This window comes from Corynebacterium sp. HMSC11D10, from assembly GCF_001806995.1.
GTDB lineage: Bacteria > Actinomycetota > Actinomycetes > Mycobacteriales > Mycobacteriaceae > Corynebacterium > Corynebacterium coyleae.
Genome location: NZ_KV787059.1, coordinates 1 through 23,019 on the forward strand (window position 1 = coordinate 1; position 23,019 = coordinate 23,019).

Below are 23,019 nucleotides of genomic sequence, written 5' to 3' on the forward strand. Positions count from 1 at the left end.
GCCGAACTGGACCACCTACATCAGATCAGACACAACTGGTGCACACGTGAAACCACCCGCGACTACCAACGACTGCTCGAACGTATCCCCGCGCCCCTGATCCCTGTCATTGACGGCGGCCAAGGCGCTGCCAGCGCAATCAAGGCATGCTGGCCCACAACGAAAGTGCAGCGCTGCCTCGTCCACGCCCAACGCGTGGTGCGCCGGCACACCACCGCACGTCCCCGCACCGATGCAGGACGAGCGATTTACCAGATCGCGCTCAACCTCACGAAGATCACCGATCTTGACGAGGCGGCCGCGTGGGGTGCGCAACTGCACGAATACGGCACTATCTACCGTGACTGGATGAACCAGAAAACGTTCACAACCGACCCGGCGACACGGCAACGCGCCTGGTCATGGACTCATGAACGCACCCGCAAGGCCTACAACAGCCTCAACCACCTATGGCGGGGCAACTTACTGTTGGTCTACCTCGCCCCACCCGACGGTGTGCTCGACGCCAGCCGGATCAAAGCCACCAAACAGCCGGAAGGCGGAATCAACGCCCAGTTGAAACTGCTGGCCCGCACCCACCGGGGAAGATCCGGGAACATCAACGCCGCATGTTGGATTGGTGGCTCTACCTAAAAACGGAACTGCCTGACGACCCCGTTGAGATCGCTGGGCAGCCCAACTGGGGTCAGGACTAACTGGCCAAAGTATCCACCCTGACCCGAAACGAGAACCAAGCCGACCACGAAACTTCGACGACCAGCCTTCTACGAGGGCGCTATCGACACCAACTACACCCACTCAATCGGCATCCAAAAAGGCCACATCTAACCCTCGCGACACGCCGAGCTAGACACCCTTTTTGACCCTTAACGCTCAAATAGTAGTTATAGAATAGCGGCTCACGCAGGAAGCAAGAATTTGAATATACTAGTCTCTGTCTCGTTCACGGTATCTCACCAAGACTACGTACAAAATGCCCGCTAGAGCACCTGTAATCGATAAAATGGGACCTACGGACAAAATCGGATTAGACCACGCAGAAAGTGCTAGCTGAATAATACTCAGGATAACACCTATAGCGATAATGATACCGATGACAACACGTAGCAAGCGCATTTATACCTACTGTGACCAACAAATTCCACCAGGGAAAAGTCTAATTCCTCGATTCCACGAACCGCAGATGCCTAAAATGCCAGATTCCGCCGCTAAGACTCCAGCAATAGCGCCAGCAAGAACCCCGCCTACACCTGTTTCTGCAGTAATTAACGCAGCTAACGCGGCAACACCAGCGCCAGCGGCGTACGCATTCTGGAGTGCAGATGCCGCGCAGCTATTTAGCAAGACACCGGGTGGTAGCTTTTGGAACCCATTCCGTCCTTGACATGCATCGTAAAACTGAATAGCCGGTTCGATAGCATCCGCTTCGCGTTCAAGAATCGCTAGGTCTGATTCGTCCGCGTCAACATTCCAGCCTTGCGCAAGAAGAGTTCCTGAGAACTCATTCAGTACACCAGAATCCACGTCTGGATCCGACTGAGCTGCTCGATAATCAAACCGTGCATGTTCAGAATCAACATACCTGTCCATCGCCCTAAAAGATGCCTCTTCAGCCACGGTGAGGTTCGAATCCTCGGCAAATAACATCTGCGCCTCAGCGACGTCAATTGGCTTTGCCGTTACCGTCGTAGGGGAGGAGATTCCTAGCGCCGATACCGAAAGTGCAACTGCCAATGCCCTTCTAAAGAGTAGGCGCATTCCTAACCTCTTTCTAGGAATATTCTGCGAGAGCTTGCTCTGTCGAGATGTCCTGCGAGCTCTTGCTCACTTAAGACACCTTGTGAGATGACGGTAACATATTCTTTCGCCCAATGAACGGCAGAGCATTAATGAGAATGTCACGCCGATAGCAGACACACATTTTGAGCCTTAACCCCTTAACCCCAGCCTGCGGACTCACACCAAGCTACGAAAAGGCCCCTCCGAAGAGGGGCCTTGACCTGGTGCGCCATGACGGGCTCGAACCGCCGACCTACTGGGTGTAAACCAGTTGCTCTTCCAGCTGAGCTAACGGCGCGCTACCCGGTAACACTACCAAAGCACGACCGGAAAAGGAAAACCTGCAGGCTAAGCGCCAAAAACTACCGTTTCGAGGCGGCGAGGCAAGAGCCCTGCCAGTCACCGAAGCGGTCGGCCTTGGTCTGCAGCAGACCGGCCAACTGGGCAGACTCTGCGATCAAGCCCGGGGCGACAACGCCTGGGAAGCCGGCACCAGGAGTCATCAGCCAGATACGGCCGCCGGAACCGAGGTTGCGGGTGGCGTCGACGAGTTCATCGACAAGGTCACCGTCGCCTTCACGGAACCAAAGGAGGACGAGGTCGCAGGGCTCGAGGGTGTCGTCGTCAAGAAGCATTGCTCCGATGGCATCCTCGATGGCTTCCGAGATGGACGAATCCGCATCCTCGCCCCAGCCGATCTCCTGAACGACAAGGTCGGGGCCAACCCCAAAACGGTCGGCGTAGGTGTCCACTCCTGTGGCACTCAAGTGTCTAAATCCTCCAGTTGTAGTTGTACGAATGCACGACAGCATACCGCCCCACCGTGCTCAATGGCGACAAACCAACAATTAGTCTCACCAAAAGCCATCCGATGTAAGAACTAGCGACCAAAAGAACGTATCCTTGTCGGTGTATTGCCCCGATGAACCCAGGAGGTTGAAGTGGCCGAAAAGGACACCGAGATGATCGATGGTCGCGTGAAGAACGCTTCTGACGTCGATACGAATATCCTGTCGCTGCGCGAAGGCGTAGCTTCCTACCTGCATGACGCGGACCCGGAGGAAACCCAAGAGTGGATGGACTCCCTCGACGGCCTGCTCGAGGAGTCCGACCCGGAGCGCGCCCGCTACCTCATGCTTCGCCTCATTGAGCGCGCCAACGCCAAGCGAGTACCACTGCCGGCGCTGTCCTCCACGGACCTGGTGAACACCATCCCAACCAAACTCGAGCCGGAATTCCCTGGCGACGAGCAAATTGAGAAGCGCTACCGCCGCTGGATGCGCTGGAACGCAGCCGTCATGGTGCACCGCGCACAGCGCCCCGGCATCGGCGTTGGCGGCCACATCTCCACCTACGCCTCCGCGGCAGCCCTCTACGAAGTTGGCTTCAACCACTTCTTCAAGGGCAAAGACGCACCACAGGGCGGCGACCAGATCTTCTTCCAGGGCCACGCATCCCCAGGCATGTACGCCCGCGCCTTCCTCGAAGGCCGCCTCTCCGAAGACGACCTGGACGGCTTCCGCCAGGAGCATTCCCGCGAGCAGGGCGGCCTGCCGTCCTACCCGCACCCGCACGGCATGCCGGGCTTCTGGGAGTTCCCAACCGTGTCCATGGGCCTTGGCCCAATGAACGCCATCTACCAGGCACGCTTTAACAAGTACCTGCAGGACCGCGGCATCAAGGACACCGACCAGCAGCACGTCTGGGCATTCCTTGGCGACGGCGAAATGGACGAGCCCGAATCCCGCGGTCTCATCCAGATGGCTTCCCTCTACGGTCTGGACAACCTCACCTTCGTGATCAACTGCAACCTGCAGCGTCTCGACGGCCCAGTGCGCGGCAACGGCCAAATCATCCAAGAACTGGAAAGCTTCTTCGTCGGTGCCGGCTGGAACGTCATCAAGGTCGTCTGGGGCCGCGAGTGGGACGAACTACTTGAGAAGGACGAGGACGGCGCACTCGTCCACATCATGAACACCACCAAGGACGGCGACTACCAGACCTTCAAGGCCAACGACGGCGCCTACGTCCGCGAACACTTCTTCGGCCGCGACGAGCGCACCAAGAAGCTCGTCGAAGACATGACCGACGAAGAGATCTGGAACCTGCGCCGCGGCGGCCACGACTACCGCAAGGTCTACGCCGCCTACAAGCGCGCCTTGGAGACCAAGGGCAAGCCGACCGTCATCCTCGCCCACACCGTCAAGGGCTACGGCCTCGGCCACAACTTCGAGGGCCGCAACGCAACCCACCAGATGAAGAAGCTGGCCCTGGAAGACCTGAAGCTCTTCCGCGACAAGCAGCAGATCCCGATTTCCGACGAAGAACTGGAAAAGGATCCGTACCTGCCGCCGTACTACCACCCGGGCGAGGACGCCGAGGAGATCAAGTACCTCAAGGCACGCCGCGAGGAACTCGGCGGCTACCTGCCGGAGCGTCGGGAGCAGTACACCCCACTCGAGCAGCCTGACTTTGAAAAGACCTTCAAGGCCCTGTTCAAGGACTCCGGCAAGCAGGAAGTCGCCTCCACCATGGCGCTCGTGCGCACGTTCAAGGCGATCATGCGCGACAAGGAGATCGGCAAGCGCATCGTCCCGATCATCCCGGACGAGGCCCGTACCTTCGGCCTCGACTCCTGGTTCCCGACCCAGAAGATCTACAACCCGCACGGCCAGAACTACGTGCCGGTCGACCACGACCTGCAGCTGTCCTACCGCGAGTCCACCGATGGCCAGATCCTGCACGAAGGCATCAACGAGGACGGCTCCTCCGCATCCTTCATCGCAGCAGCAACGTCGTACGCCACCCACGGCGAGCCGATGATCCCGATGTACATCTTCTACTCGATGTTCGGCTTCCAGCGCACCGGCGACAACTTCTGGGCCGCCGGCGACCAGATGGGCCGCGGCTTCATCGTCGGCGCAACCGCCGGCCGCACCACCCTCTTCGGAGAGGGCCTGCAGCACATGGACGGCCACTCCCCGATCCTAGCATCCACTAACCCGGCCGTCATCCCGTACGACCCGGCGTTCGCCTACGAGATGCCGTACATCATCTCCAAGGGCATCGAGCGCATGTACGGCCAGGGCGCGGACAAGGACGAGGACGTGATGTACTACATCACCGTCTACAACCAGCCGCACCACCAGCCGGCACGCCCGGACAACCTCGACGTTGAGGGCCTGCACAAGGGCATCTACCTTTACGACGAAGGCAAGGACCTCGAGCACAAGGTCTCCCTGCTCGCCTCCGGCGTGGGTATGCAGCAGGCACTGCGCGCCCAGGAGATCCTGCAGGAGAAGTACAACGTCGGCGCCGCGATCTACTCCGTCACCTCCTGGACCGAACTCGCCCGTGAGGGTCAGCGCAAGGCTGCCGAGCAGCTCCGCAACCCGGGCGAAGAGGTTGAAGAGGCATTTGCGACCAAGCAGCTCAAGCAGACCGAAGGCCCGTACATCGCGACCTCCGATTTCGCTTCCGACCTGCAGGAGCAGATTCGCGCCTACGTCCCGGGCCAGTACATCGTGCTTGGTGCCGACGGCTTCGGTTTCGCCGACACCCGCGAAGCCGCCCGCCGCTTCTTCAACATCGACGCCGAGTCCATGGCCGTCGCCGCCCTGATGGGCCTGGCCAACGAAGGCAAGATCGATCGCGATGTTGTGGCGAAGGCTGCAAAGGATCTGAAGATCGACGATCCGACCGCCGCGAAGCCGACCCTCGACTCCGACGACGAGGGCCCGGAGAACGCCGCAGAGTAGTTCTGTGGCCCCACCGCCCCGGCCTGTTTTCATTGGCTGGGGCGGTTTTCGTTGTGTGAGGTGGCTCGTCTTTCCGCCTGCCACCCTTTCCGAAAATAGTTCCCCAGCCGGGAACTTTCTTCGGTTTTGGAACTTTCCGCGGCTGCGTTTCCCCAGGTCGCCGATTTTGTGAGCCGCGCGGAGCCAAAATAGTTCCACAAATCGGCGCGGACCCGGGAATTTTTTTGGCCAGGAGCAGATGCTCCTGACAGACTTCACATCGGCGCCCACCTCAAAACCCGCTGACCTGCGACGATTCCCGGCGCTGACAGATTCTGCCGGAATGTGTCAGAAACCTCGGCGGCTGGTGGCTGTCGCAGGCGCGGTCGCGCCTGCCCTACCCCCGCGCTAGGGCGATGACGCGCTCGATGGCGGCGGTGACGGCGTCGGGGTCGTCGAGAGGCGGCATGTGCCCTGACTCGGGCAAGATTTGGAAGTAGGCGCCCGGCCAGATCGCGGCGAGTTCGGCGGATTGGCTGACGGGGGCGACGTTGTCGCGGTCGCCGACGAGGATGTAGCCGGGGATGGTGGCCAGGACGGCGGCGGCGCCGCGTTCGGAGTGGGTTTGGAGGTCGTCGAAGAAGCCTCGATAGGTGGCGAGCGGCGTGGCTTTGATCATGCGGGCGTGGAATTTGATCAGGGACCACGGCACGGGCCGGAAGTAGAACCAGCGCGCGAGGATGGGGGCGATCATGTCGGTCACCAGGCGTCGGATGCCTTCGGCGGCGTGCGGCAGCCTATCCACAAACCACCCCAGGGACCGGCCAAATCCCCCACCGAGGAGGCGCGGTAGGCCGCGGGCGGTGAAGGGGTCGACGGTGCTGGAGATTTGCACGGAGCCGACCCAGTTGAACCGGTGGCGGCGCATCAGGGACAGAGAGATCGGTCCGCCGAGGGAGTGCCCGACGGTGATGAGGGGGTCGTCGATACCGAGGTGGCGTAGGACGGCGGCGATGTCGTCGGCGGCGGCGTCGATGGTGAGCAGACTGGGGTCGGCGTAGCCGGTTTTGCCGTGGCCGCGGACGTCGACAAGGATTTGGCGCACGCCGGCAATGGCTTCGACCTGCAGTTTGTATTCGGCGGCGGCGATGTTGAAGCCGTGTGCGTAGACGACGGTCAGGCCGGCGTCGCGGGGGCCGACGTCGTAGTAGTGGATGGTGATGCCGTCGCGGTCAAGGGTGCCGGTGCGCATCATAATCCGAGTTGTCCCAGGTAGGGCATGGCGGCGAAGCCGATGCCGACGATGACGGCGAGGATGCCGAAGACCAGCGCGACTTTTTGCAGCGGTGTCGATCCCGCAGGCGCAGGCGCGGGCGTTTGCTTCTCGACGACCCCACGTCCCGTATTCGTCACCCTCGCCGTCGTCGAACGCTTCGAGCCGTCGGCGAACGTGGCGGTCACGTCAAGGTTCGCGCTGTCGTAGGAGTCCTTGGGCAGGGTCACGGTAATCGCCCCGGTCTTCTGGTCAACCGAGTCGTAGGTGCCCTTGACCTCCCACGTCGCGTCGTTAGGAAGGTCCAGGTGGCGGACGTTGGTCGGGGTGAGCGTTACGGTTTGGCCGGGGTCGGCCTCGGCGGAGTCGTATTCCGGATCGTACAGAAACGCGTGGTCCGGGATTAAGGTGACCTCGGGGAAATAGAGGTCCGTCGAGTTGTCCGGAAAGTGCACCCGCACCGGAATCTGCTGCGTGTTCTCGCCGCGCTGCACCGGCGTATCGCCATTCAGGTTGAGGTTGACCCGAAGTTTGTCGTCCACCTTGTCCACCTGAAAACGGTGGCGGATCGTGTTCTCCCCGGTCAGGCTCCACCGCGCACCCTCCGGCACGTCCTTCAACTCCAGGTAAACGGGGTTGGTGTAGTAGTCGCCCGGCGGGCCGTACACGTGCGACGTCTCCGGCGCGAAGTACGGCTTGTACGTTTCCGCCATCGTTGCGGCGCCGGCGACGGGGGCGACGAGGCTGGTGATCACAACGGCTGCTGCCGGAACTGCGAGGCGGTGCATGGGCCTATCATAACGGCATGGAACTTTCGCAACGCTTGGATCTCGGTGGCCTCCAACTCGAGGAGGAAACCCCGGCGGACACGTTTGCTCGTCTCGCGGGATTGGTTGAGGAGGTGACGGGTGTCGTCGTCAAGCAAAGCTCGCGTTTCGACGACACCGCGATCGCCTCCCTCGACCGCATCGAACTCGCCGTGCGGATCGAAGAGAACTTCGGCGTGCGTATCGACGACACCGTGCTCACCGACCACCCCACCGCCGGCGAACTCGCCGACTACCTGGAGGAACACGAATGATTTCATACCTGACCGACATGGACGGCGTGCTGCACAAAGAGGGCTCCGTCATTCCCGGCGCGAAGGAGTTCATCTCCACCCTGCGCGATGAGGAAATCGAGTTCATGGTGCTGACCAACAACTCGATGCAAACCCCACGCGACCTCTCCGCAAAACTGCAGCGCATGGGCCTAGACATCGAGCCGGAACGCATCTGGACCTCAGCGACGGCAACCGCGAAGTTCCTCTCGCAGCAAGCCGGCGAGGCCTCCGCGTACGTCATCGGCGAGGCCGGCCTGACCACGGCCCTGCACGAAATCGGCTGGATTCTCACCGACGCGGACCCCGACTTCGTCGTGCTCGGCGAGACCCGCACCTACTCCTTCGAAGCCCTCACCACCGCCTCGAACCTCATCCGACGCGGCTCCCGCTTCATCGCGACGAACCCCGACCTGACCGGCCCCGGCCCGAACGGAGTCGTCCCAGCAACCGGCTCCGTCGCCGCCATGATCACCGCCGTGACCGGCATGGACCCCTACTACGTGGGCAAACCCAACCCAGTCATGATGCGCTCGGCGCTGAACAACATCGGCGCCCACTCCGAAAACACGGTCATGATCGGCGACCGCATGGACACCGATGTGAAATCCGGCCTCGAAGCCGGCATGCGCACCGTGCTCGTGCGCTCCGGCATCAGCGACGACGCCGAGATCGCCCGCTACCCCTACCGCCCCACCGCCGTGTTCGACTCGGTGGCGGACCTGGTGGATCGCATCCACGACCCCTTCGGCGACGGGAAGTACGCGGACTAGGGCGGCGCGGGTGGCGCGATCGGGTGGCGCGTGGGCGCGAGCGAGCGCCCCGAACGCCCTCGCGCCTGCGTCCTCCTACACTGCCGAGTCGGAGCCGGCGATGTAGAAGCGCTGCTTGTTCACAAACTCATCCATGCCCAGTGGGCCCAGTTCGCGGCCCAGGCCGGAGGCCTTCACACCACCGAACGGCAGCTCGGCGCCACGGGCCTGTGGGATGTTGACGTGGATCATGCCGGTGTCCACCTTGTCGGCGACACGCTTGGCACGCTCGACGTCCTCGGACATCACGGCACCGCCAAGGCCGTAGCGGGAGTCGTTAGCCACCTCGATGGCCTCTTCCTCGGAGGAGACCTTGTACACCTCGGCGACGGGGCCGAAGAACTCCTCGTAGTAGGAGTCGGAGCCGACCGGGATGTCGGTGATCACGGCCGGGGTGAAGTAGGCGCCCTTGCCGGTGACTTCGCCGCCGACGTGGATCTTCGCGCCTTCCTCAACGGCGATCTTCAGCTGCTGGGCCAGGTTTTCCGCAGCGTCACGAGAGGACATCGGATAGAACTTGCCCTCTTCCGGGTTCAGCGGGTCACCTTCGGTGTAGGAGGAGGCGAGTTTGACCAGTTCGTCGACGAATTCGTCGTAAATGTCCTCCATCACGATCATGCGCTTGTTGGAGGTGCAGGCCTGGCCGGTGTTGGAAATGCGCTTGTTCCAGGCGGTTTTCGCGGCGGCCGGGACGTCGGTGGAGTCGAGCACGATGTAGGCGTCGGTGCCGCCCAGCTCGAGCACGCACTTCTTCAGCGCCTGGCCGGCCTGGGAGGCGATGGCACGCCCGGCGCGCTCGGAGCCAGTGAGGGAAACGCCTTGGACGCGGTCGTCGTTAATAATGCGCGAAATTTGCGTGTGCTTCGCGTACAGATTCGTGAACAGCCCCTTGGGCGCGCCGGCCTCCTCGAAAATCTTCTGGATCGCCTCCGCCGAACGCGGGCAGATCTCTGCGTGCTTGACCAGCACAACGTTGCCGGCCATCAGCGCGGGCGCGGCGAAGCGCGCGACCTGGTAGTACGGGTAATTCCACGGCATGATGCCCAGGATCACGCCGAACGGAATCTTGCGCATAATCGACGTGCCGCCACGCTTGTTCGGGATCTCCTCGTCAGCCCCGAACTCGGCGCCGTTGTCGGCGTAGTAATTGAAAATCTCGACTACGTCGTCGATCTCGCCGTCGCCCTGGTCGACCGGCTTGCCCATCTCTTCGGCGATGATGCGGGTGAGTTCGTCGCGTTTGTCGTCGAAAAGCTTCGCGACCTTCCGCAGCACCTTCGCACGCTCCTCAAACGACTTTTCGCGCCACTGCTTAAACGTGTCGTTTGCGGTGGTCAGGGCGGTGTCGAGGGCGTCGTCGCTAATGAAATCGTACGTTGCGACAATCTCGTTGTTCTTCGGATTTTGTACTCGATATTTAGTAGACATGCGCCCCATGGTACGAGCGCTGCGTCAGCCTCGCCACGAAGTTCTCCTCCGCCGCCAACCGCTCAATCGCGCGCCGAAACGGCTCAATCTCCGCCTCCGTGGCGCGGATCGTTTCGCTGCACGAGTACGTGCGATCCGGCCGCCGCTGCCAGCGCGTGAACCAGACCTCGCCCGGCTCACCCTCGGGCAATAAGAGCATTTGCTTCTCGACGACCCCACGCACCCGCCCCAACATCCCCTCAATGTGGAGCGTCCACGTGAGTCGATTGCGTGTCGGACGGCACGCGCGGGGCGCAGCCAGTGTTGTCGTCATTGGTGGGGACCCTTCTGTGCTTTCAGCATCGGTGCTGTGCCGCTGTTTTGCGTGCAGCACTCGATGTCTTGCTTGGCGCACTCCTGCCCCGGTGACTAAGCGGGACGCCGCGACGGACGGTTGTCCGTGTCCGGGTGACTAGCCCGAGCGGCGGAGTGCGAGACGAGAGGTTCGTCTTCCCCAACGGCCTCTGGTTACTCTTTGAGCCCTTTCGGCTCGCGACCGATCTTGCGTCACACGAGCCCCGCGAGCAACCCTCAACTGCTGCTTGATCCCCCTATTTACTCGACCTCTGGTTGAGGTTGAGTGGCGTGGTTTTCAGCGCCGAGTGTGGGGTTGTATATGCCGCAAAATGAGCTTAGGGGCAAACCCGAACTCAGATCCACGAGTTCGGGTTTGCCCCTAAGCTGCGTTTTCGCGCTACTCCCCCCTCGAGCGCAATCCGTCCGCGCGCCGCGGCGCCGATTGCCTACAGCAACCGCACGGCGAGGACGCCAAGGAAGATCACGACCAGGCCGACGAGACGCGTGGCGGTGAGCGGGTTCTTGCGGGCGCCAAAAGCACCACGGGCCTCGAGGGCCTGTCCGGCGGCGATGGTGCCGGCGTTGAAGGCGATCACGGTCGTGCCAGTGCCGAGGATCGGTGAGAGGGTCGCGCCGGAGATCACAAAGATCGCGCCGACAACGCCGCCGAGCCACATCCAGGCGGGGCCCGGCGTTGGCTTGCGGGTGAACTGCTTCGGTGAGGTGACCAGCGCGGCGATGAGCAGCAGTGCCACGCCGACGGTCAGGTTGATTTCGCCGGCGTGGAGGGAGGAGCCGGCGATCGTCCCTAAGTAACCGTTCACTGCCGTCTGCACTGCGGAGCCGACGCCGACCAGGACGCCGAGCGCGCGGAAGAGCCAGAGTTCGAGGCCGGTGGCGTCGCCGGTTGCCTTCGCGGCAACGGCACCCTTCCCCGACTTGCCCGCCCGCAACACCACAACGATGCCGGCGAAGACGACGATGGCGCCGGCGATGCGGGGCGGGGTGACGTCGATACGCGGTGCTCCGAACAACCCAAACCAGTCGATGAGCAGGCCCATCACCACCTGCCCAAGGATCGGCAACACCACCGTCTGCACCGCGCCAAGGCGTGGGAACAGCAGAATGTTGCCCAGCACGAAGCAGACACCCATCACGCCGCCGAGCCACGTCCACCACGGCGCGGACGTGCCCGGCGCGAACTGCGGCAACGGGTTGCCCTGCAGGATGGTCGTCGCCAGGATTGCGACGAGCAACGCCACCGAAAACGAAATCAGCGCCGACACAACTGGGAAGTTGCCCACGCTCAGGCGCAGGCGCGAGTTGGCCGCGGTTTGAATTGGAATCAGCCCGCCGACGGCGAGCGCAACAAGGAGAAGCACCTGCCTATGGTTTCATACGGGTGGGTTACTTCTTGCGGTCGCCCGCGCCGCCCACACCAGAGCCCGCACCGCCAGCGCCTCCCGGCCCGGTCGGGTCGATGTAGGCGCGGTAGAGGGCGTCGAGGAATTCTTCGTGGGTGACGTTGCGGCGGTCGTCGATACGATTGCCCAGAATGTCGTGAATATCCTTGCGCGTCGGCGCGTGCACGAGCATGCCGGGGCGTTGCGCGCGCTCGGCACGTTGGCGCAGGGCGCTGGGGGTGCGTGGGAGGCGGTCGCCGACGCGGTGTTTGATGCGGGTGAAGAAATCGTCGACGTTCGCCAGCGCCTCGATGCCAGGCACGTGCCAGCCGAACCAGTACGCCGCCACGCCGAGGCCGAAACCGATCAGGGCGGACACCGCGAGACCGATGGATTGCAGGTTGAGGTCGTAAAACAGTTGCACGCTAATCGACGCCACAATCGCCGGCACGACGTACCACTGGCGGTCGATAAGTATGGACGGGATCTGGCCAATCATCATCTCGCGAATCACCATGCCGCCGGTCGCGGTGAGCACGCCCATGAGGATGCAGCCGAACCACGTGATGTCGGCGCGCATCGCCGTCACCGTGCCCGTTACCGCCCACACACCGACGATGATCATGTCGCCGTGGAAACGGAACAACTCCCACGTCAGACCCGACAGCGGGATCAGAAACGCAAACAGCGACCCCACCAACGCCGTGCCGATGTACCAGGGGTTTTGCAACGCCGACGCGGGCGTGGCACCGATCAGGGCGTCGCGGATCATGCCGCCCGCCATGCCCGAAATGATGGAAATCAGCATGAAACCGACGGCGTCAAAGCGCAATCGCCTAGCGACGAGCCCACCCATCAGCGCATTCAAAAACACCCCAATAAGGTCCATCAGGGCAAACGAGAACCCCACGGCGGTGAACACGTTGTCGAAGTACATGCGCGTCATCGTAGTGGTTTACTCCTGTAATTCCCGGCGTTCGGTCCCGGGCGCCGGTGATGACGGTGTGGGACGTGTGCGTAGGTGTCGCCGGTTTGGCGTGGTTGCCGGTACCGCCAGACACGCTCGGACACACACATGGCGAGAATACAACGGTGAAGATGCCGATATTTTGCCGTCCTCACCGTTACGTTCTCACCATGTGTTGGGTGGGGTCGGGAAGGTGGCGTCGCAAAGCTAAACGGCACATCCAACACGGCGCATCTCGCCCAAAATCAGCGAAATGTACCGTTTTAGATGTGCCGTTTGGCCGAGAAGACGGGGCAGGCCTGCGCCCGAAGCGCCCCGCCCCTACCCCAGGCGCTGGACTGCGTCGACGACGAGATCCCAGAAGCGCTCCACGTCCAGGCGCGTGGCCACGGACGTGTTGCAGTCGGACGGGTCCAGCACGCGGAAGTCCGCCACGGTCCGCCCGCGGGTCAGCGCTCCCGACAGTTCCACGGACAGGGGCACGGCCACGGTCTCGACGACGGTGGGGTCGATGACGTAGGCGACGGCGCAGGGGTCGTGAACTGGTGGGTTGTCGAAGCCTTGGGCGTCTTTGTAGTTGCGGCGGAAGGCGTCGATGAGTCCGACGCAGAAGTCGCCGGCGGAGGTGCCCAAGGAGGCAAACCGGGACTCGACAGCAGGCGTGGCAAGCGCCTGGTGGGTGAGGTCCAGGCCGACCATGACCACGGGCCAGTCTTCGCCGAAGACGATCGCGGCGGCCTCCGGGTCCACCCACGTGTTGAACTCGGCGGACGCGGTCCAGTTACCGGTGCCGTACGCCCCGCCCATGAGCACGACTTCGCGCACGCGCGAGACGATCCGCGGCTCCATGCGCATGGCCAGCGCGATGTTGGTCAGCGGCCCGGTGGGCACCAGCGTCACGGTGCCGGGTTCTTCGCGCATCAGCGTATCGACGATCCACCGCACCGCATGCTCATCTTCCACCCCAACCTCTGGTTCGGGCAGGTCGTAGCCGTGGATTTCCATGCCGGTGTCGCCGTGGATGTCCTCGGCGGTGACCACCTCGTTGATAAGCGGGCGCGTCGCACCGCGGTAGACCGGCACGTTGGTGGCCCCGGCGATGGTCAGTACCTGGAGTGCGTTGTGGGTGACTTTATCGATGGTGTGGTTGCCGCCGATCGTCGTTAAGCCAAGGAGCTCAATGTCTGGATTGCCAAGCGCGAGCAGGATGGCGACGGCATCGTCGTGGCCAGGGTCGCAGTCGATGATGATCTTACGCACGGGCAGCCACATCCTCGGCGGCGAGCGTGTCCGGGATGGTCTCCGGCTTCGGGATCAGGAACGACGCGGCGAACGCGCAGCCGAGCAGGACCGCGCCCGTGATCATGCCCGCGTGGTAGCTGCCGCCCGTGGCGGTGAACACGGCGAAGATGATCGTGAACGACAGGCCCGCACCCAGGTTGAACGCGCCGCCGTTGAGCCCCGGCAGGTAGCCCTGGTTGTGCTTCGGCGCGAGCACGACGCCAAGCGAGCCGAGCATGATGTTGCCCATACCCGCGTAGGTGATGCCGGCGAGAATCGACATGGCGAGCAGCAGCGCGGGCGTTGCATTGCCGACGACTACCACACCGAACAGCACCGACAACGCCGCACCCAGAATGCCGATCTGCAGGATGATCTTGTAGCCCACGCGGCCGGCGAGCCAGCCCGAAAGCGGGCCCATGACCAGGCCGGCGAGCGCGTACGGGGTGAGCGTCCACCAGGACACGACACCGGCGGACATACCCGGGCCGGCCTCAGCGTCCTGCGCGAGGTTGGGCACCAGACCGTTCATGACGGCGAACACACCAGTCATGGTCAGGGTGGTGGTGAGCAGCAGCGCCCAGGTGCGACGCTGGGTGAGCAGTTCGGTGGACATCAGCGGGTGCGGGGTGGACTTCTCGGTGCGCCAGAACCACACCAGCGACGCCGCGCCGATGGCCAGCAGGATGAAGACCATGACCCAGTTGGCGGCGGCGAGCTCGCCGGCCATGTTCAGCGCGGTCAGGATCGCAGCCGCACCGATAACCAGGCCGACAACGCCCTTCCAGTCCATCGGCTGCAACTCATTCGACTTGGTCTCCGGCACACCGAACTGCACGGCGAACACGGCCACAAGCGCGGAGGCGCCGATGACCCAGAAGAGGGAGCGGAAGCCGAAGGCGTCGGTAAGCCAGCCGCCTAGCAGCGCGTCCACACCCGCGATGCCGCCGTTCACCGAGGTCAGAATGCCCACCAGGAACGCGAACTGCTTCTCCTCGCGCACCGCCTGGCGCAGCATGACGGAGGTCAGCGCCACCGTCGGCCCGGACACGCCCTGGATGACACGGCCGATGAACAGCATGGTCACGTTCGTCGCCAGCGCCGCCACGATCGAGCCGATCACGGTGACGACCATCATGGTCACCAACACCTTGCGGCGCCCAATCAAGTCACCCCAACGCGGCATAAACAGCGCAAACACGGCCGCGGCGGTGAAGAACGCGGTCTGCGTCATGCCGATCTGCGCGGTGGTCGCGTCAAGTTCGACCTCCATGGTCGCCAGCGCCGGCGACAGCATGGACGCGTTGAGTTGGAATGCGAAGACAGCCACCAGCAGCGCTGTCATCAGGGGCACGACCTGGTTGGTCGGTAGTTTCTGCCCCGCTGCTGGTAGCGAGGTGTTCGTCATAGTCATGCGTGCAGTGTAAAACAGCCCTCCGCGCACCGCCCGCCTCGGTTCCGGTGCGTCGCCGAGCATTGCGAGCGCCCCTCAAGCAGCGTCTTTCCGTTCATATGCAGGGCTCGATATGCGTAATCCCTGGTCACAGCGTTTCGGCTCAAATCGCTCGAATTTTCCGAAAACGCCCTCACCTGCAGTTACGCATATCGAGCCCTGCATATGAACAAATCCGCCGCGCCGCACCCGCGCCGCACGCGCGCAGGCGCCCTAGGACAACGCCTCCCAGAGCGCCGTGTTGGTTTCCTGCCAGAGGGGTTTGGCCCAGTCGCCGAAGTCGCGGTCCGTGAGCACCACGCAGGCCTGGTCGCCGGCGACCCACAGGTAGGTGCCGGCCATGCCGAAGTGGCCGACGGTGTCGGCGGGCATGCCGTTGCCGGTCCAGTGCGGGGACTTCTCCCCCTTGATCTCAAAGCCGAGGCCCCACGGGCAGGGCTTTTGCATGCCGTAGCCGGGGACGACGCCGCGCAGGTCACCGAACTGATTCGTAAACGCCTCGCGCACCGTCGAGGGATCAAGCAACCGCGGCTCGAGCAGTTCGGCGACGAAGCGCGACAGGTCCGCGACGGTGGAGCGCCCGCCGTGGCCCGCCGAGCCGTAGATCTCGGTCGCGGTCATGCCGAGTGGTTCGAAGACACCTTCGCGGGCGTAGTCGGCAAAGGTGATGCCGGTGGTTTCCTCGACGATGTCGGCGAGGATTTCGTACCCCGCCGACGAGTAGATGCGACGCTCCCCCGGCGCCTTTTGCGGTTCGCGGGAGTCGAAGCCGACGCCGGCTGCGTGCGAGAGGAGGTGGCGGATGGTGGCGTTTTCGGGGCGGGCGTCGTCGTCAAGCGAAAAAGCTCCTTCCTCAACCGCGAGGAGCACAGCGTACGCGGAGAGGAGTTTGGTCACGCTGGCCAGTTCGAAGACGCGTGCGGTGTCGCCGAACGACGCCTCTTGCCTACCGACGAGCGCACCCGCCACATTGTCAACCGGCCAATCCTGGAAAAACTTCTCGAGCTGCATGGCCCCACCCTACGTGGCGAGTCATCGATACGGCCGGACATCCAGACTCGCGGTGTGGTCGACTTCTCCCATCCGCGTGTTCCACACATGCCGACGTTTCTTCTGCGCATCCAAGCCCGGTTGGATCTTCGACTGAAAGCCAGGATCAAAGTCGTTGCGGGGGACGAACCAACTGGCTGTTTCAATCCGCGCGACTGCCACTGGGTCCGCCACATGTAAATCGTGCACGGTATCTACGACCGGACCCATGTCACTATCGTGCGACGCCAAAATTACTAGATCAATATCTGGACGCTGAGCAGCTAGCAATGTAGCGAGTCCCACCATCAGATCGACACCTTTCTCTTCAGGTGGTCCCGCCAACGTCTTCTTTCCATTGACATCCATGATCGGCTTACCTCGGCCATCGCGCTGGTACCGATATTTGAGCGGACGTAGGGTCACCTCGACTCCATCCGATTCCCAATTCCGTTTCTGATCCTGGTTTCGCCGATAGGCATCGGGATCATGAATCGAACTTGGTAAACCTCGAAAGACTTTCACCGAATCGAGTGTCGCAGGGGGCGTAGCGGAGTTGGCCGCGTTTCGAGCTGCAATAAGTCTCTTGGCAAAGGCTGCTGGGTCGAGCAACGCTTCATGAAGCCCGACGCCAGCATCGCGTGAAAAGACTTCCCAGCCTGTGATGTGCACATTCTGATAGTCGATAAGTACGACAGCATTTAAAGTGCTGCTCCCCCTCCGCTTTGGCATGAGCGACGGTGACGCGTTAATCATCTTATCCCCCCAGAATTTAAAAACCCCGCCAATCCGTAGATAGCGGGGAACTATGTGAGCGAGTATACCGTTTTGGGTTCGTCTGTCAACCCTTTCGGCTATCCAACCTAAAACGGCAGCGCAGGCAGCGTGATGCCCGGGATCATGCCCGCCGCGCCGGCACCGACAGCACCGAGTACGCCGAGCAGCGCCACGACAATCAGCGCGATGTGGTCCGGGGCGAGGGCAAGGCTTATCGACGACGGCGCCACCGGCACGACCCTATTCACATCCTTGCCGCAATCCGCGTATCGCTGCGCGGTGTACGAGGCGGCGTTGGCAAGGTAGGCGGCCTCGGAGTGGCTAAACGGACTGTCGGCGGTGACGGTCAGGCTGCGTGAGGAGTGCTTCAGGTCGTCGAGGACCAGCGCGCTTGAGGTGTGGGTGACGCCGGGTTCCCAAAGTTTGGCGTCGTCGATTTGGGTGAGTGTGCCCCAGCCGTTCTCGCCGATGCCGGCGCGTAGCTCGGTCTGCTTCTTCTCCCACAGGGCGAGCGCGTCGGTGCGGGAGCCGTTGTAGAAGATGAGGTCGTCGCCAAGAACGCCCGCGGCCAGCGCCGGAACCTGGTCGGCGTTGTACTCGATCGAGCACTGGGCGGAGCCGGAACCAGCACCAGGCGCGGCCGACGCCGCACCAGCAACCGGAACCGACGCAGCAGAAACAACAGCAACTAGCGAGCAAACCGCCGCAGACACCAAAGACTTACGCATAGCCAGAAACCCTAGACCAATTCCGGCTACTGCGCCCAGGAAATGCGGACGTCAAAATCCTCCTGCTCGGTGCCCTGCACGAGTGCGGCGATGTGGCTGCGTACGAGGTGTTCGGTGCGCTCCCCCGCGCGGTCCAACAGGCCCTGCGACACGGCCTTGTCGCGCGCAGCGTTCTCTTGGCCGGCGATGAAGGTGGTGACGTCGTCGACACGAATTTGGTTGATGGGGTTCATGGACTGGTCGTAGACCTGCACGCTGTCGGCGTTGATGTGGGCGCTGAGCACCTCCACGGGCGGCAGCACGACATCGATCGACGAAGCGCCGACCGAAACGTCGATGGCGGATGCGTCGCGGATACCGGCGGTGACGCGGCCGTCGTAAGTGACCAGGAAGTTGCGGCCGGTAAACGGCACGTGCATGCCGAGGACCTCGAGCCCTTTTTGGTCGAACTTGCCTACGTCGGAGAAGACGTATTCCTCCACGGAGAGTTCGGCGATGTCTTCGAACGACGCCCCGATGGTGGTGGAGTCCACCCGCGTCTCCCCCATCCCGATTACGGCTGGGCGCAGCATGACAAGCAGCAACCCTGCCACGGCCAACACGGCGATGACTGAGGTAATGACGGAGGTCACAACGACGCCACCGCGGCGGGGCTGGCGCGGCGAGAGGTGTAATTCTTGGGCGGTACTCACATCTGGTGATCTTAATTGCACCCCCATATTCGGATGGTTTGTACACTCGTTGGAACCTTTGGGCGTACGCGGCTGAAGGATGTATCTGGCCACCGCACGGAAGAGATAACGATGACCGGTTCCACGCGTATCGACGAAACCCGCGCCGACAAGCAGCGCGAACAAAAACAAGAAAAACAAAACCAGAACCAACAAGACGGCATGACCGGCTTCCTCGGCTGGATTGAGCGAATAGGCAACAAGCTGCCGGAGCCGTTCTGGCTGTTTGTCATTTTGAGCGGCGTTGTTGTCGTGTCCTCATGGATTGCCAGCAAGGCGGGCCTCTCAGCTATCGACCCCGCCTCCGGCGAAGAGATCCACGTTGAAAGCCTGCTGACCGGCGAGAACATTTCTCGCATGGTCACGGATGCGGTGGAGAACTTCATCGCGTTCCCGCCACTGGGTGTGATCCTGGCAGTGATGCTTGGTGTCGCCGTGGCGGAGCAGACGGGTCTGCTGGCGGCGATGGTTCGCGCGATGGTGGACAAGGTCAGCGGCAAGATGCTGACGTTCATGGTCGCGCTTGCCGGCGTGACCGGTTCGATCGCCTCGGATGCGATTTACGTGATCATCATTCCGTTGGGCGCGATGGCGTTTCATGCGGTTGGGCGCTCGCCGGTGGTTGGTGCGATGGTGGCGTTCGCGGCGTCGTCGGCAGGCTTTAACTCCTCGCTGATCCTGAACATTACGGACTTGCTGCTCGCCGGCATTTCCACCTCGGCGGCACAACTTGTCGACGCCAACTACGAGGTCTCCCCGCTTGCCAGCATCTTCTTCGTCATCCCGTCCGCCATTGTGCTGGCGCTGGTGATCACTGCGGTGACCGAGTTTTATGTGGAGAAGAAGGCGCAAGCGCTTATCGACGACGACCACATCGACGAAGACGAACTCCAAATCAACGACTCCGCCCAGCCGGACGATTCCCACCTGACCGACGACGATGACCTCTCCCTGACCCCACTGGAGCGCAAGGGCCTCGCGTGGGCCGGCGTGACGCTGGTGCTCGCACTCGTCGCCTACTTCGTCCTGCTGCTGGTCCCGGCCTCCCCGTTCGCACGTCCGGAGGAGGGCTTCATGGAATCGCCCTTGATCCGTGCGATTGCCGTGCCGATCACCCTGATCTTCTTTGTCACCGGCCTGGTCTACGGCCTGATCGTGGGCACCATCAAGGAGGCCGCGGACCTGCCGAAGTTCATGGCCAAGGGCTTAGAGTCCATGCTGCCGATCCTGGTGCTGTTCTTCGCCGTCGCCCAGTTCCTGGCGTACTTCCAGTGGTCCAACCTGGGCCCCCTGGACCGCGATCAAGGGCGCGGAGCTGCTGCAAGCGTGGGATCTGCCGAACGCGGTGCTGTTCCTCGCGTTTGTGGTCATGGTGGCACTGATCAACCTGTTCATCACCTCCGGCTCCGCCCAGTGGGCACTGATGGCACCGGTGGTGGTGCCGATGATGATGTACGTCAACGTCTCCCCCGAGGTCACCCAGATGCTGTTCCGTATCGGTGACTCCCCGTCGAACATCATCACCCCAATGTCGCCCTACTTCGCACTCGCCCTGACGTTCCTGCAGAAGTACTACAAGAAGGCCGGCGTGGGCACCCTCATGTCGCTCGCACTGCCGTACTCGCTGTGCATGCTGGCGGGTTGGTTCATCTTCTTCATGATCTGGTACTTCGCCGGCATCCCGCTCGGCCCTGGCTCCCCGATGGGCTACGAGGTATAGTCACTACCGCACGATATTAAGCGCTGGGTGTTATACCCAGCGCTTTTGCTTTGCGACGAACGACTTACCGGTAATACAGGGTTCAAGCCGATTCATCCGGATTTCGCTATGACACAGCCAGATCTTTTCGGGACCGAGGACGATGACATTGATTTCACAATCTCGCGAGCGAGCGGAAACTAACTCCGCCCGCATCTCGCCGTCCCGAATTACGGTCGCACGGCTGCGCCGAGGCCTCACAAAAGCGGAGCTGGCTGCAGATCTCGACATTGCCCCGACAACCCTTTCTCGCTGGGAGAACGAAGGGCCACCGCCTTCCCGCACAGAGGCACTCCTCAAGCGCCTTGAATCAGCACTCGGCTTTACCGACGGCTACTTCCTCTCCGAGGAACTCGAGGTCCCATCGATGGACGCCACACTCTTTCGAGCCGGCAGCCGCGCAACACAGCGGCAGAAAAGCGTTGCAGTCGCATCCGGGGCAAACGCCTCCACGCTCTTGGCGTGGCTTCGCAGCAACTTCAGCTTTCCAGAACCCAACCTCCCGGATCTGTCCGGATTTACACCTGCGGAGGCATCCCGCCACGCGCGTACGATCTGGCAGCTGGGCGATAGACCAGTTCCAAACTCGGTTCAGCTCGCAGAATCGTTCGGCATCGCCGTCATGGGCCTTCCACCGGCAGCCTCTGCGGTGGACGCATTTTCCATGTGGGACGGAGAGCAGCCGTTTATCTTCCTCGCCCGGCGCCGCACACCCGAAGGCGCCCGCTTCGATCTCGCGCACGAGTTGGGCCACCTACTACTCCACAGCAGTGACGAGCCACGCAGCGGAGCACGCGAAGAGGACGAGGCCAACCAGTTCGCTGCCGACTTCCTCATCCCGCCCGGCATAGTTCACGCCCACCTCCGGCTGCACCCGAGCCTCGATGACATCCTTCGCCTCAAAACCGCGTTGAAAGTGTCAGCCATGGCCATGCTTCGCGCCGCGTACCACCACGGCAAGCTCAGCGAGCGGGAATATCACTTCCACCTGGCCACCCTCTCCGCGCGCGGCTTCCGCACCGACGAGCCCGGCAGCACAGTGCAATACGAACGCTCCCGCGTATTCGACTACGTGCTATCCCCCGAAGGTGGCGCCAGCATCGCGAGCATCGCCGACGAAACACAGCTGCCGCCACAAGACCTACACGCCCTCATGCTCAGTGCCCACCCCCACACGGTCTCGAGCGCTGCCTCGGCAACCAGCACCCCGTCCCGCCCAACACTTCGCGTGGTGCGATGAACTGCACAACGAACCATGCACCCGCTACCGTTTCCTTTAAGTCCATGAGCAAGAGGTGATACGCAGTGGCAGATAGAAACTGGGATGCTCGTAACAACCACAAACGCGAACCTCATCCGTTGCGAAAAGAACCCGCCCACGAGCGAACCACCGACCCCCGCCAAGCCGTGCGCGACGCCCTCGACGAGGAGATGCGCTCACGCCCAACGACAGTGTGGCAAGCATTCTGGGACGGCTTCAAACGCGCATAACCGGCCGACGGCGCCTACTTTCCGTAAAGCGATGCCAAAAGGAGCTGCACAAGCAGATGCACAGTGGTGACGGATGCATGACGGCCAACCTGCTCATCAAACTCCTCGATCGATGCGTACTCTGTGCCTACTTTGCGGCTTGCCCGTGATACCGCTTGCTGTATCTGTGGTCAAGTCCCGTGTAGTGGTGTAGCCGTCTAGCTTTCGGCTCGATATGCAGTTCGGGGTTTTGGGTTATGCGGTTAGCTGGTGGTGGTCACCATGGTCGTCTCCTTGTCGGTGCATGAGGTGTTTGGTGTGTTCGAGTGCAGTCAGTGACATGTAGCGCTTTTGTTGGATCCAATCGTCGTGCTGTTCGGCAAGCACTGCACCGACAAGCCGGATGATGGATTCGCGGTTTGGGAAGATGCCCACAACATCTGTGCGTCGGCGAATCTCTCGGTTTAACCGTTCTGTGGGGTTGTTCGACCAGACTTTCTTCCAGACTGGTTTCGGTGCTGCGGTAAACGCCAGCACCTCATCGAGTGATTCCTCCAAGTACGCCGCTACCTGGGGGAACTTTGGTTCTAACAGGTCGACGACTTCGCGGGCTTGTCGCCAGGTGGATTGGGCGTCGGGTTGTTGGAAGATTGTCTGGAACATCGCTTAAGACCATCGGCCACTGGGTTTTCGGGACTTTTTCGTAGAGGTTTTTCGCGAAGTGGGTGCGACAGCGCTGCCAGGATGCATCGGGCAACACTTCGGAAATGGCGTGCTGGATGCCTTCATGGGCATCACTGGTGATAAGGAAGACACCGCGAAGTCCGCGGGCTTTTAAGTCCTGGAAGAAGCCCTTCCACGACGCGTTGGATTCCGTGGTGGCAACATGCATGCCGAGCATTTCGCGGTAGCCGTCGGCGTTAACACCGGTGGCAAGCAGCACTGAGCATTTGACCA

Annotated in this window: 19 protein-coding genes, 1 tRNA gene and 3 pseudogenes; 7 read left to right on the forward strand and 16 right to left on the reverse strand. The window is 62.2% G+C overall.

The genetic code is table 11. The annotated features are described in order from the left end of the window. A pseudogene (locus HMPREF3120_RS07600) lies at positions 1-828 on the forward strand (IS1249 family transposase); the annotation flags it as partial. 294 nt (positions 829-1,122) lie between these two features. On the opposite strand, the gene HMPREF3120_RS11960 reads toward HMPREF3120_RS07600, so the two are convergent. The 3 genes from HMPREF3120_RS11960 to HMPREF3120_RS07610 all read right to left on the reverse strand — a co-directional run bounded on the left by HMPREF3120_RS11960 (position 1,123) and on the right by HMPREF3120_RS07610 (position 2,546). After that, a complete protein-coding gene (locus tag HMPREF3120_RS11960; protein WP_141739397.1) occupies positions 1,123-1,734 on the reverse strand; it encodes a hypothetical protein in 612 nt (203 codons plus the stop codon). A 267-nt stretch (positions 1,735-2,001) separates the two neighbouring features. After that, positions 2,002-2,077: transfer RNA gene (locus HMPREF3120_RS07605), tRNA-Val, on the reverse strand. 64 nt (positions 2,078-2,141) lie between these two features. Further along, a complete protein-coding gene (locus HMPREF3120_RS07610) occupies positions 2,142-2,546 on the reverse strand; it encodes a DUF3052 domain-containing protein (protein WP_244268623.1) in 405 nt (134 codons plus the stop codon). Between the two features lie 195 nt (positions 2,547-2,741). On the opposite strand from HMPREF3120_RS07610, the gene aceE reads away from it, so the two are divergent. Next, positions 2,742-5,537 (forward strand): pyruvate dehydrogenase (acetyl-transferring), homodimeric type, encoded by a 2,796-nt coding sequence (gene aceE, locus HMPREF3120_RS07615; RefSeq protein WP_070451871.1) that lies wholly within the window; start codon positions 2,742-2,744, stop codon positions 5,535-5,537. A 376-nt stretch (positions 5,538-5,913) separates the two neighbouring features. On the opposite strand, the gene HMPREF3120_RS07620 is transcribed toward aceE, so the two are convergent. Both HMPREF3120_RS07620 and HMPREF3120_RS07625 read right to left on the reverse strand, forming a co-directional pair. Then, entirely contained in the window at positions 5,914-6,771 is an 858-nt protein-coding gene (locus tag HMPREF3120_RS07620) for an alpha/beta fold hydrolase (RefSeq protein ID WP_083284836.1), read from the reverse strand. Further along, the gene (locus HMPREF3120_RS07625; protein ID WP_070422124.1) at positions 6,768-7,577 is read right to left on the reverse strand and encodes a YPDG domain-containing protein; all 810 of its coding nucleotides are present in this window, start codon (positions 7,575-7,577) and stop codon (positions 6,768-6,770) included. Before HMPREF3120_RS07625 ends, HMPREF3120_RS07620 begins: the two co-directional genes overlap by 4 nt. Positions 7,578-7,594: 17 nt before the next feature. On the opposite strand from HMPREF3120_RS07625, the gene HMPREF3120_RS07630 reads away from it, so the two are divergent. Further along, positions 7,595-7,870 carry an acyl carrier protein gene (locus HMPREF3120_RS07630; RefSeq protein ID WP_070422123.1) on the forward strand — a complete coding sequence of 92 codons (276 nt, stop codon included), beginning with the start codon at positions 7,595-7,597 and terminating at the stop codon, positions 7,868-7,870. Beyond that, positions 7,867-8,661: an HAD-IIA family hydrolase gene (locus HMPREF3120_RS07635; RefSeq protein WP_070451850.1), complete on the forward strand. Its 795-nt coding sequence runs from the start codon at positions 7,867-7,869 to the stop codon at positions 8,659-8,661. Before HMPREF3120_RS07630 ends, HMPREF3120_RS07635 begins: the two co-directional genes overlap by 4 nt. Before the next feature lie 75 nt (positions 8,662-8,736). Here the strand turns inward: HMPREF3120_RS07635 and HMPREF3120_RS07640 are convergent, their stop codons facing one another. The 10 genes from HMPREF3120_RS07640 to HMPREF3120_RS07685 all read right to left on the reverse strand — a co-directional run bounded on the left by HMPREF3120_RS07640 (position 8,737) and on the right by HMPREF3120_RS07685 (position 18,794). Next, positions 8,737-10,128, reverse strand: coding sequence for an NAD-dependent succinate-semialdehyde dehydrogenase (locus tag HMPREF3120_RS07640; RefSeq protein WP_070451873.1), 1,392 nt, complete (start codon positions 10,126-10,128; stop codon positions 8,737-8,739). Next, positions 10,118-10,327 (reverse strand): hypothetical protein, encoded by a 210-nt coding sequence (locus HMPREF3120_RS11965; protein WP_141739398.1) that lies wholly within the window; start codon positions 10,325-10,327, stop codon positions 10,118-10,120. The genes HMPREF3120_RS07640 and HMPREF3120_RS11965 overlap by 11 nt, the downstream gene beginning before the upstream one ends. A 583-nt stretch (positions 10,328-10,910) precedes the next feature. Beyond that, the gene (locus HMPREF3120_RS07650) at positions 10,911-11,846 is read right to left on the reverse strand and encodes a DMT family transporter (RefSeq protein ID WP_070451856.1); all 936 of its coding nucleotides are present in this window, start codon (positions 11,844-11,846) and stop codon (positions 10,911-10,913) included. Between the two features lie 25 nt (positions 11,847-11,871). Further along, on the reverse strand, positions 11,872-12,813 hold the full coding sequence (locus HMPREF3120_RS07655) for a trimeric intracellular cation channel family protein (RefSeq protein WP_070451859.1): 942 nt from the start codon (positions 12,811-12,813) through the stop codon (positions 11,872-11,874). Positions 12,814-13,155: 342 nt separating this feature from the next. Further along, positions 13,156-14,106, reverse strand: coding sequence for a uridine-preferring nucleoside hydrolase UriH (locus tag HMPREF3120_RS07660; protein ID WP_070451862.1), 951 nt, complete (start codon positions 14,104-14,106; stop codon positions 13,156-13,158). Continuing rightward, a complete protein-coding gene (locus HMPREF3120_RS07665; protein WP_371441201.1) occupies positions 14,087-15,529 on the reverse strand; it encodes a uridine transporter UriT in 1,443 nt (480 codons plus the stop codon). The genes HMPREF3120_RS07660 and HMPREF3120_RS07665 overlap by 20 nt, the downstream gene beginning before the upstream one ends. A 252-nt stretch (positions 15,530-15,781) precedes the next feature. Further along, positions 15,782-16,579, reverse strand: coding sequence for a serine hydrolase domain-containing protein (locus tag HMPREF3120_RS07670; RefSeq protein WP_070451863.1), 798 nt, complete (start codon positions 16,577-16,579; stop codon positions 15,782-15,784). 21 nt (positions 16,580-16,600) lie between these two features. Beyond that, positions 16,601-17,353 (reverse strand): NYN domain-containing protein, encoded by a 753-nt coding sequence (locus tag HMPREF3120_RS11970; protein ID WP_141739399.1) that lies wholly within the window; start codon positions 17,351-17,353, stop codon positions 16,601-16,603. 107 nt (positions 17,354-17,460) lie between these two features. Continuing rightward, positions 17,461-18,102, reverse strand: coding sequence for a hypothetical protein (locus tag HMPREF3120_RS07680; RefSeq protein ID WP_070451865.1), 642 nt, complete (start codon positions 18,100-18,102; stop codon positions 17,461-17,463). Between the two features lie 26 nt (positions 18,103-18,128). Further along, a complete protein-coding gene (locus HMPREF3120_RS07685) occupies positions 18,129-18,794 on the reverse strand; it encodes a DUF4230 domain-containing protein (protein ID WP_246815444.1) in 666 nt (221 codons plus the stop codon). 201 nt (positions 18,795-18,995) lie between these two features. On the opposite strand from HMPREF3120_RS07685, the pseudogene HMPREF3120_RS07690 reads away from it, so the two are divergent. The 3 genes and pseudogenes from HMPREF3120_RS07690 to HMPREF3120_RS11975 all read left to right on the forward strand — a co-directional run bounded on the left by HMPREF3120_RS07690 (position 18,996) and on the right by HMPREF3120_RS11975 (position 22,083). Then, positions 18,996-20,553: pseudogene (locus HMPREF3120_RS07690) on the forward strand (AbgT family transporter). A gap of 148 nt (positions 20,554-20,701) precedes the next feature. Continuing rightward, positions 20,702-21,832 (forward strand): helix-turn-helix domain-containing protein, encoded by a 1,131-nt coding sequence (locus HMPREF3120_RS07695; protein ID WP_070451869.1) that lies wholly within the window; start codon positions 20,702-20,704, stop codon positions 21,830-21,832. A 65-nt stretch (positions 21,833-21,897) separates the two neighbouring features. Further along, positions 21,898-22,083, forward strand: coding sequence for a hypothetical protein (locus tag HMPREF3120_RS11975; RefSeq protein WP_141739400.1), 186 nt, complete (start codon positions 21,898-21,900; stop codon positions 22,081-22,083). A gap of 234 nt (positions 22,084-22,317) precedes the next feature. Here the strand turns inward: HMPREF3120_RS11975 and HMPREF3120_RS07700 are convergent. Continuing rightward, a pseudogene (locus tag HMPREF3120_RS07700) lies at positions 22,318-23,019 on the reverse strand (IS256 family transposase); the annotation flags it as partial.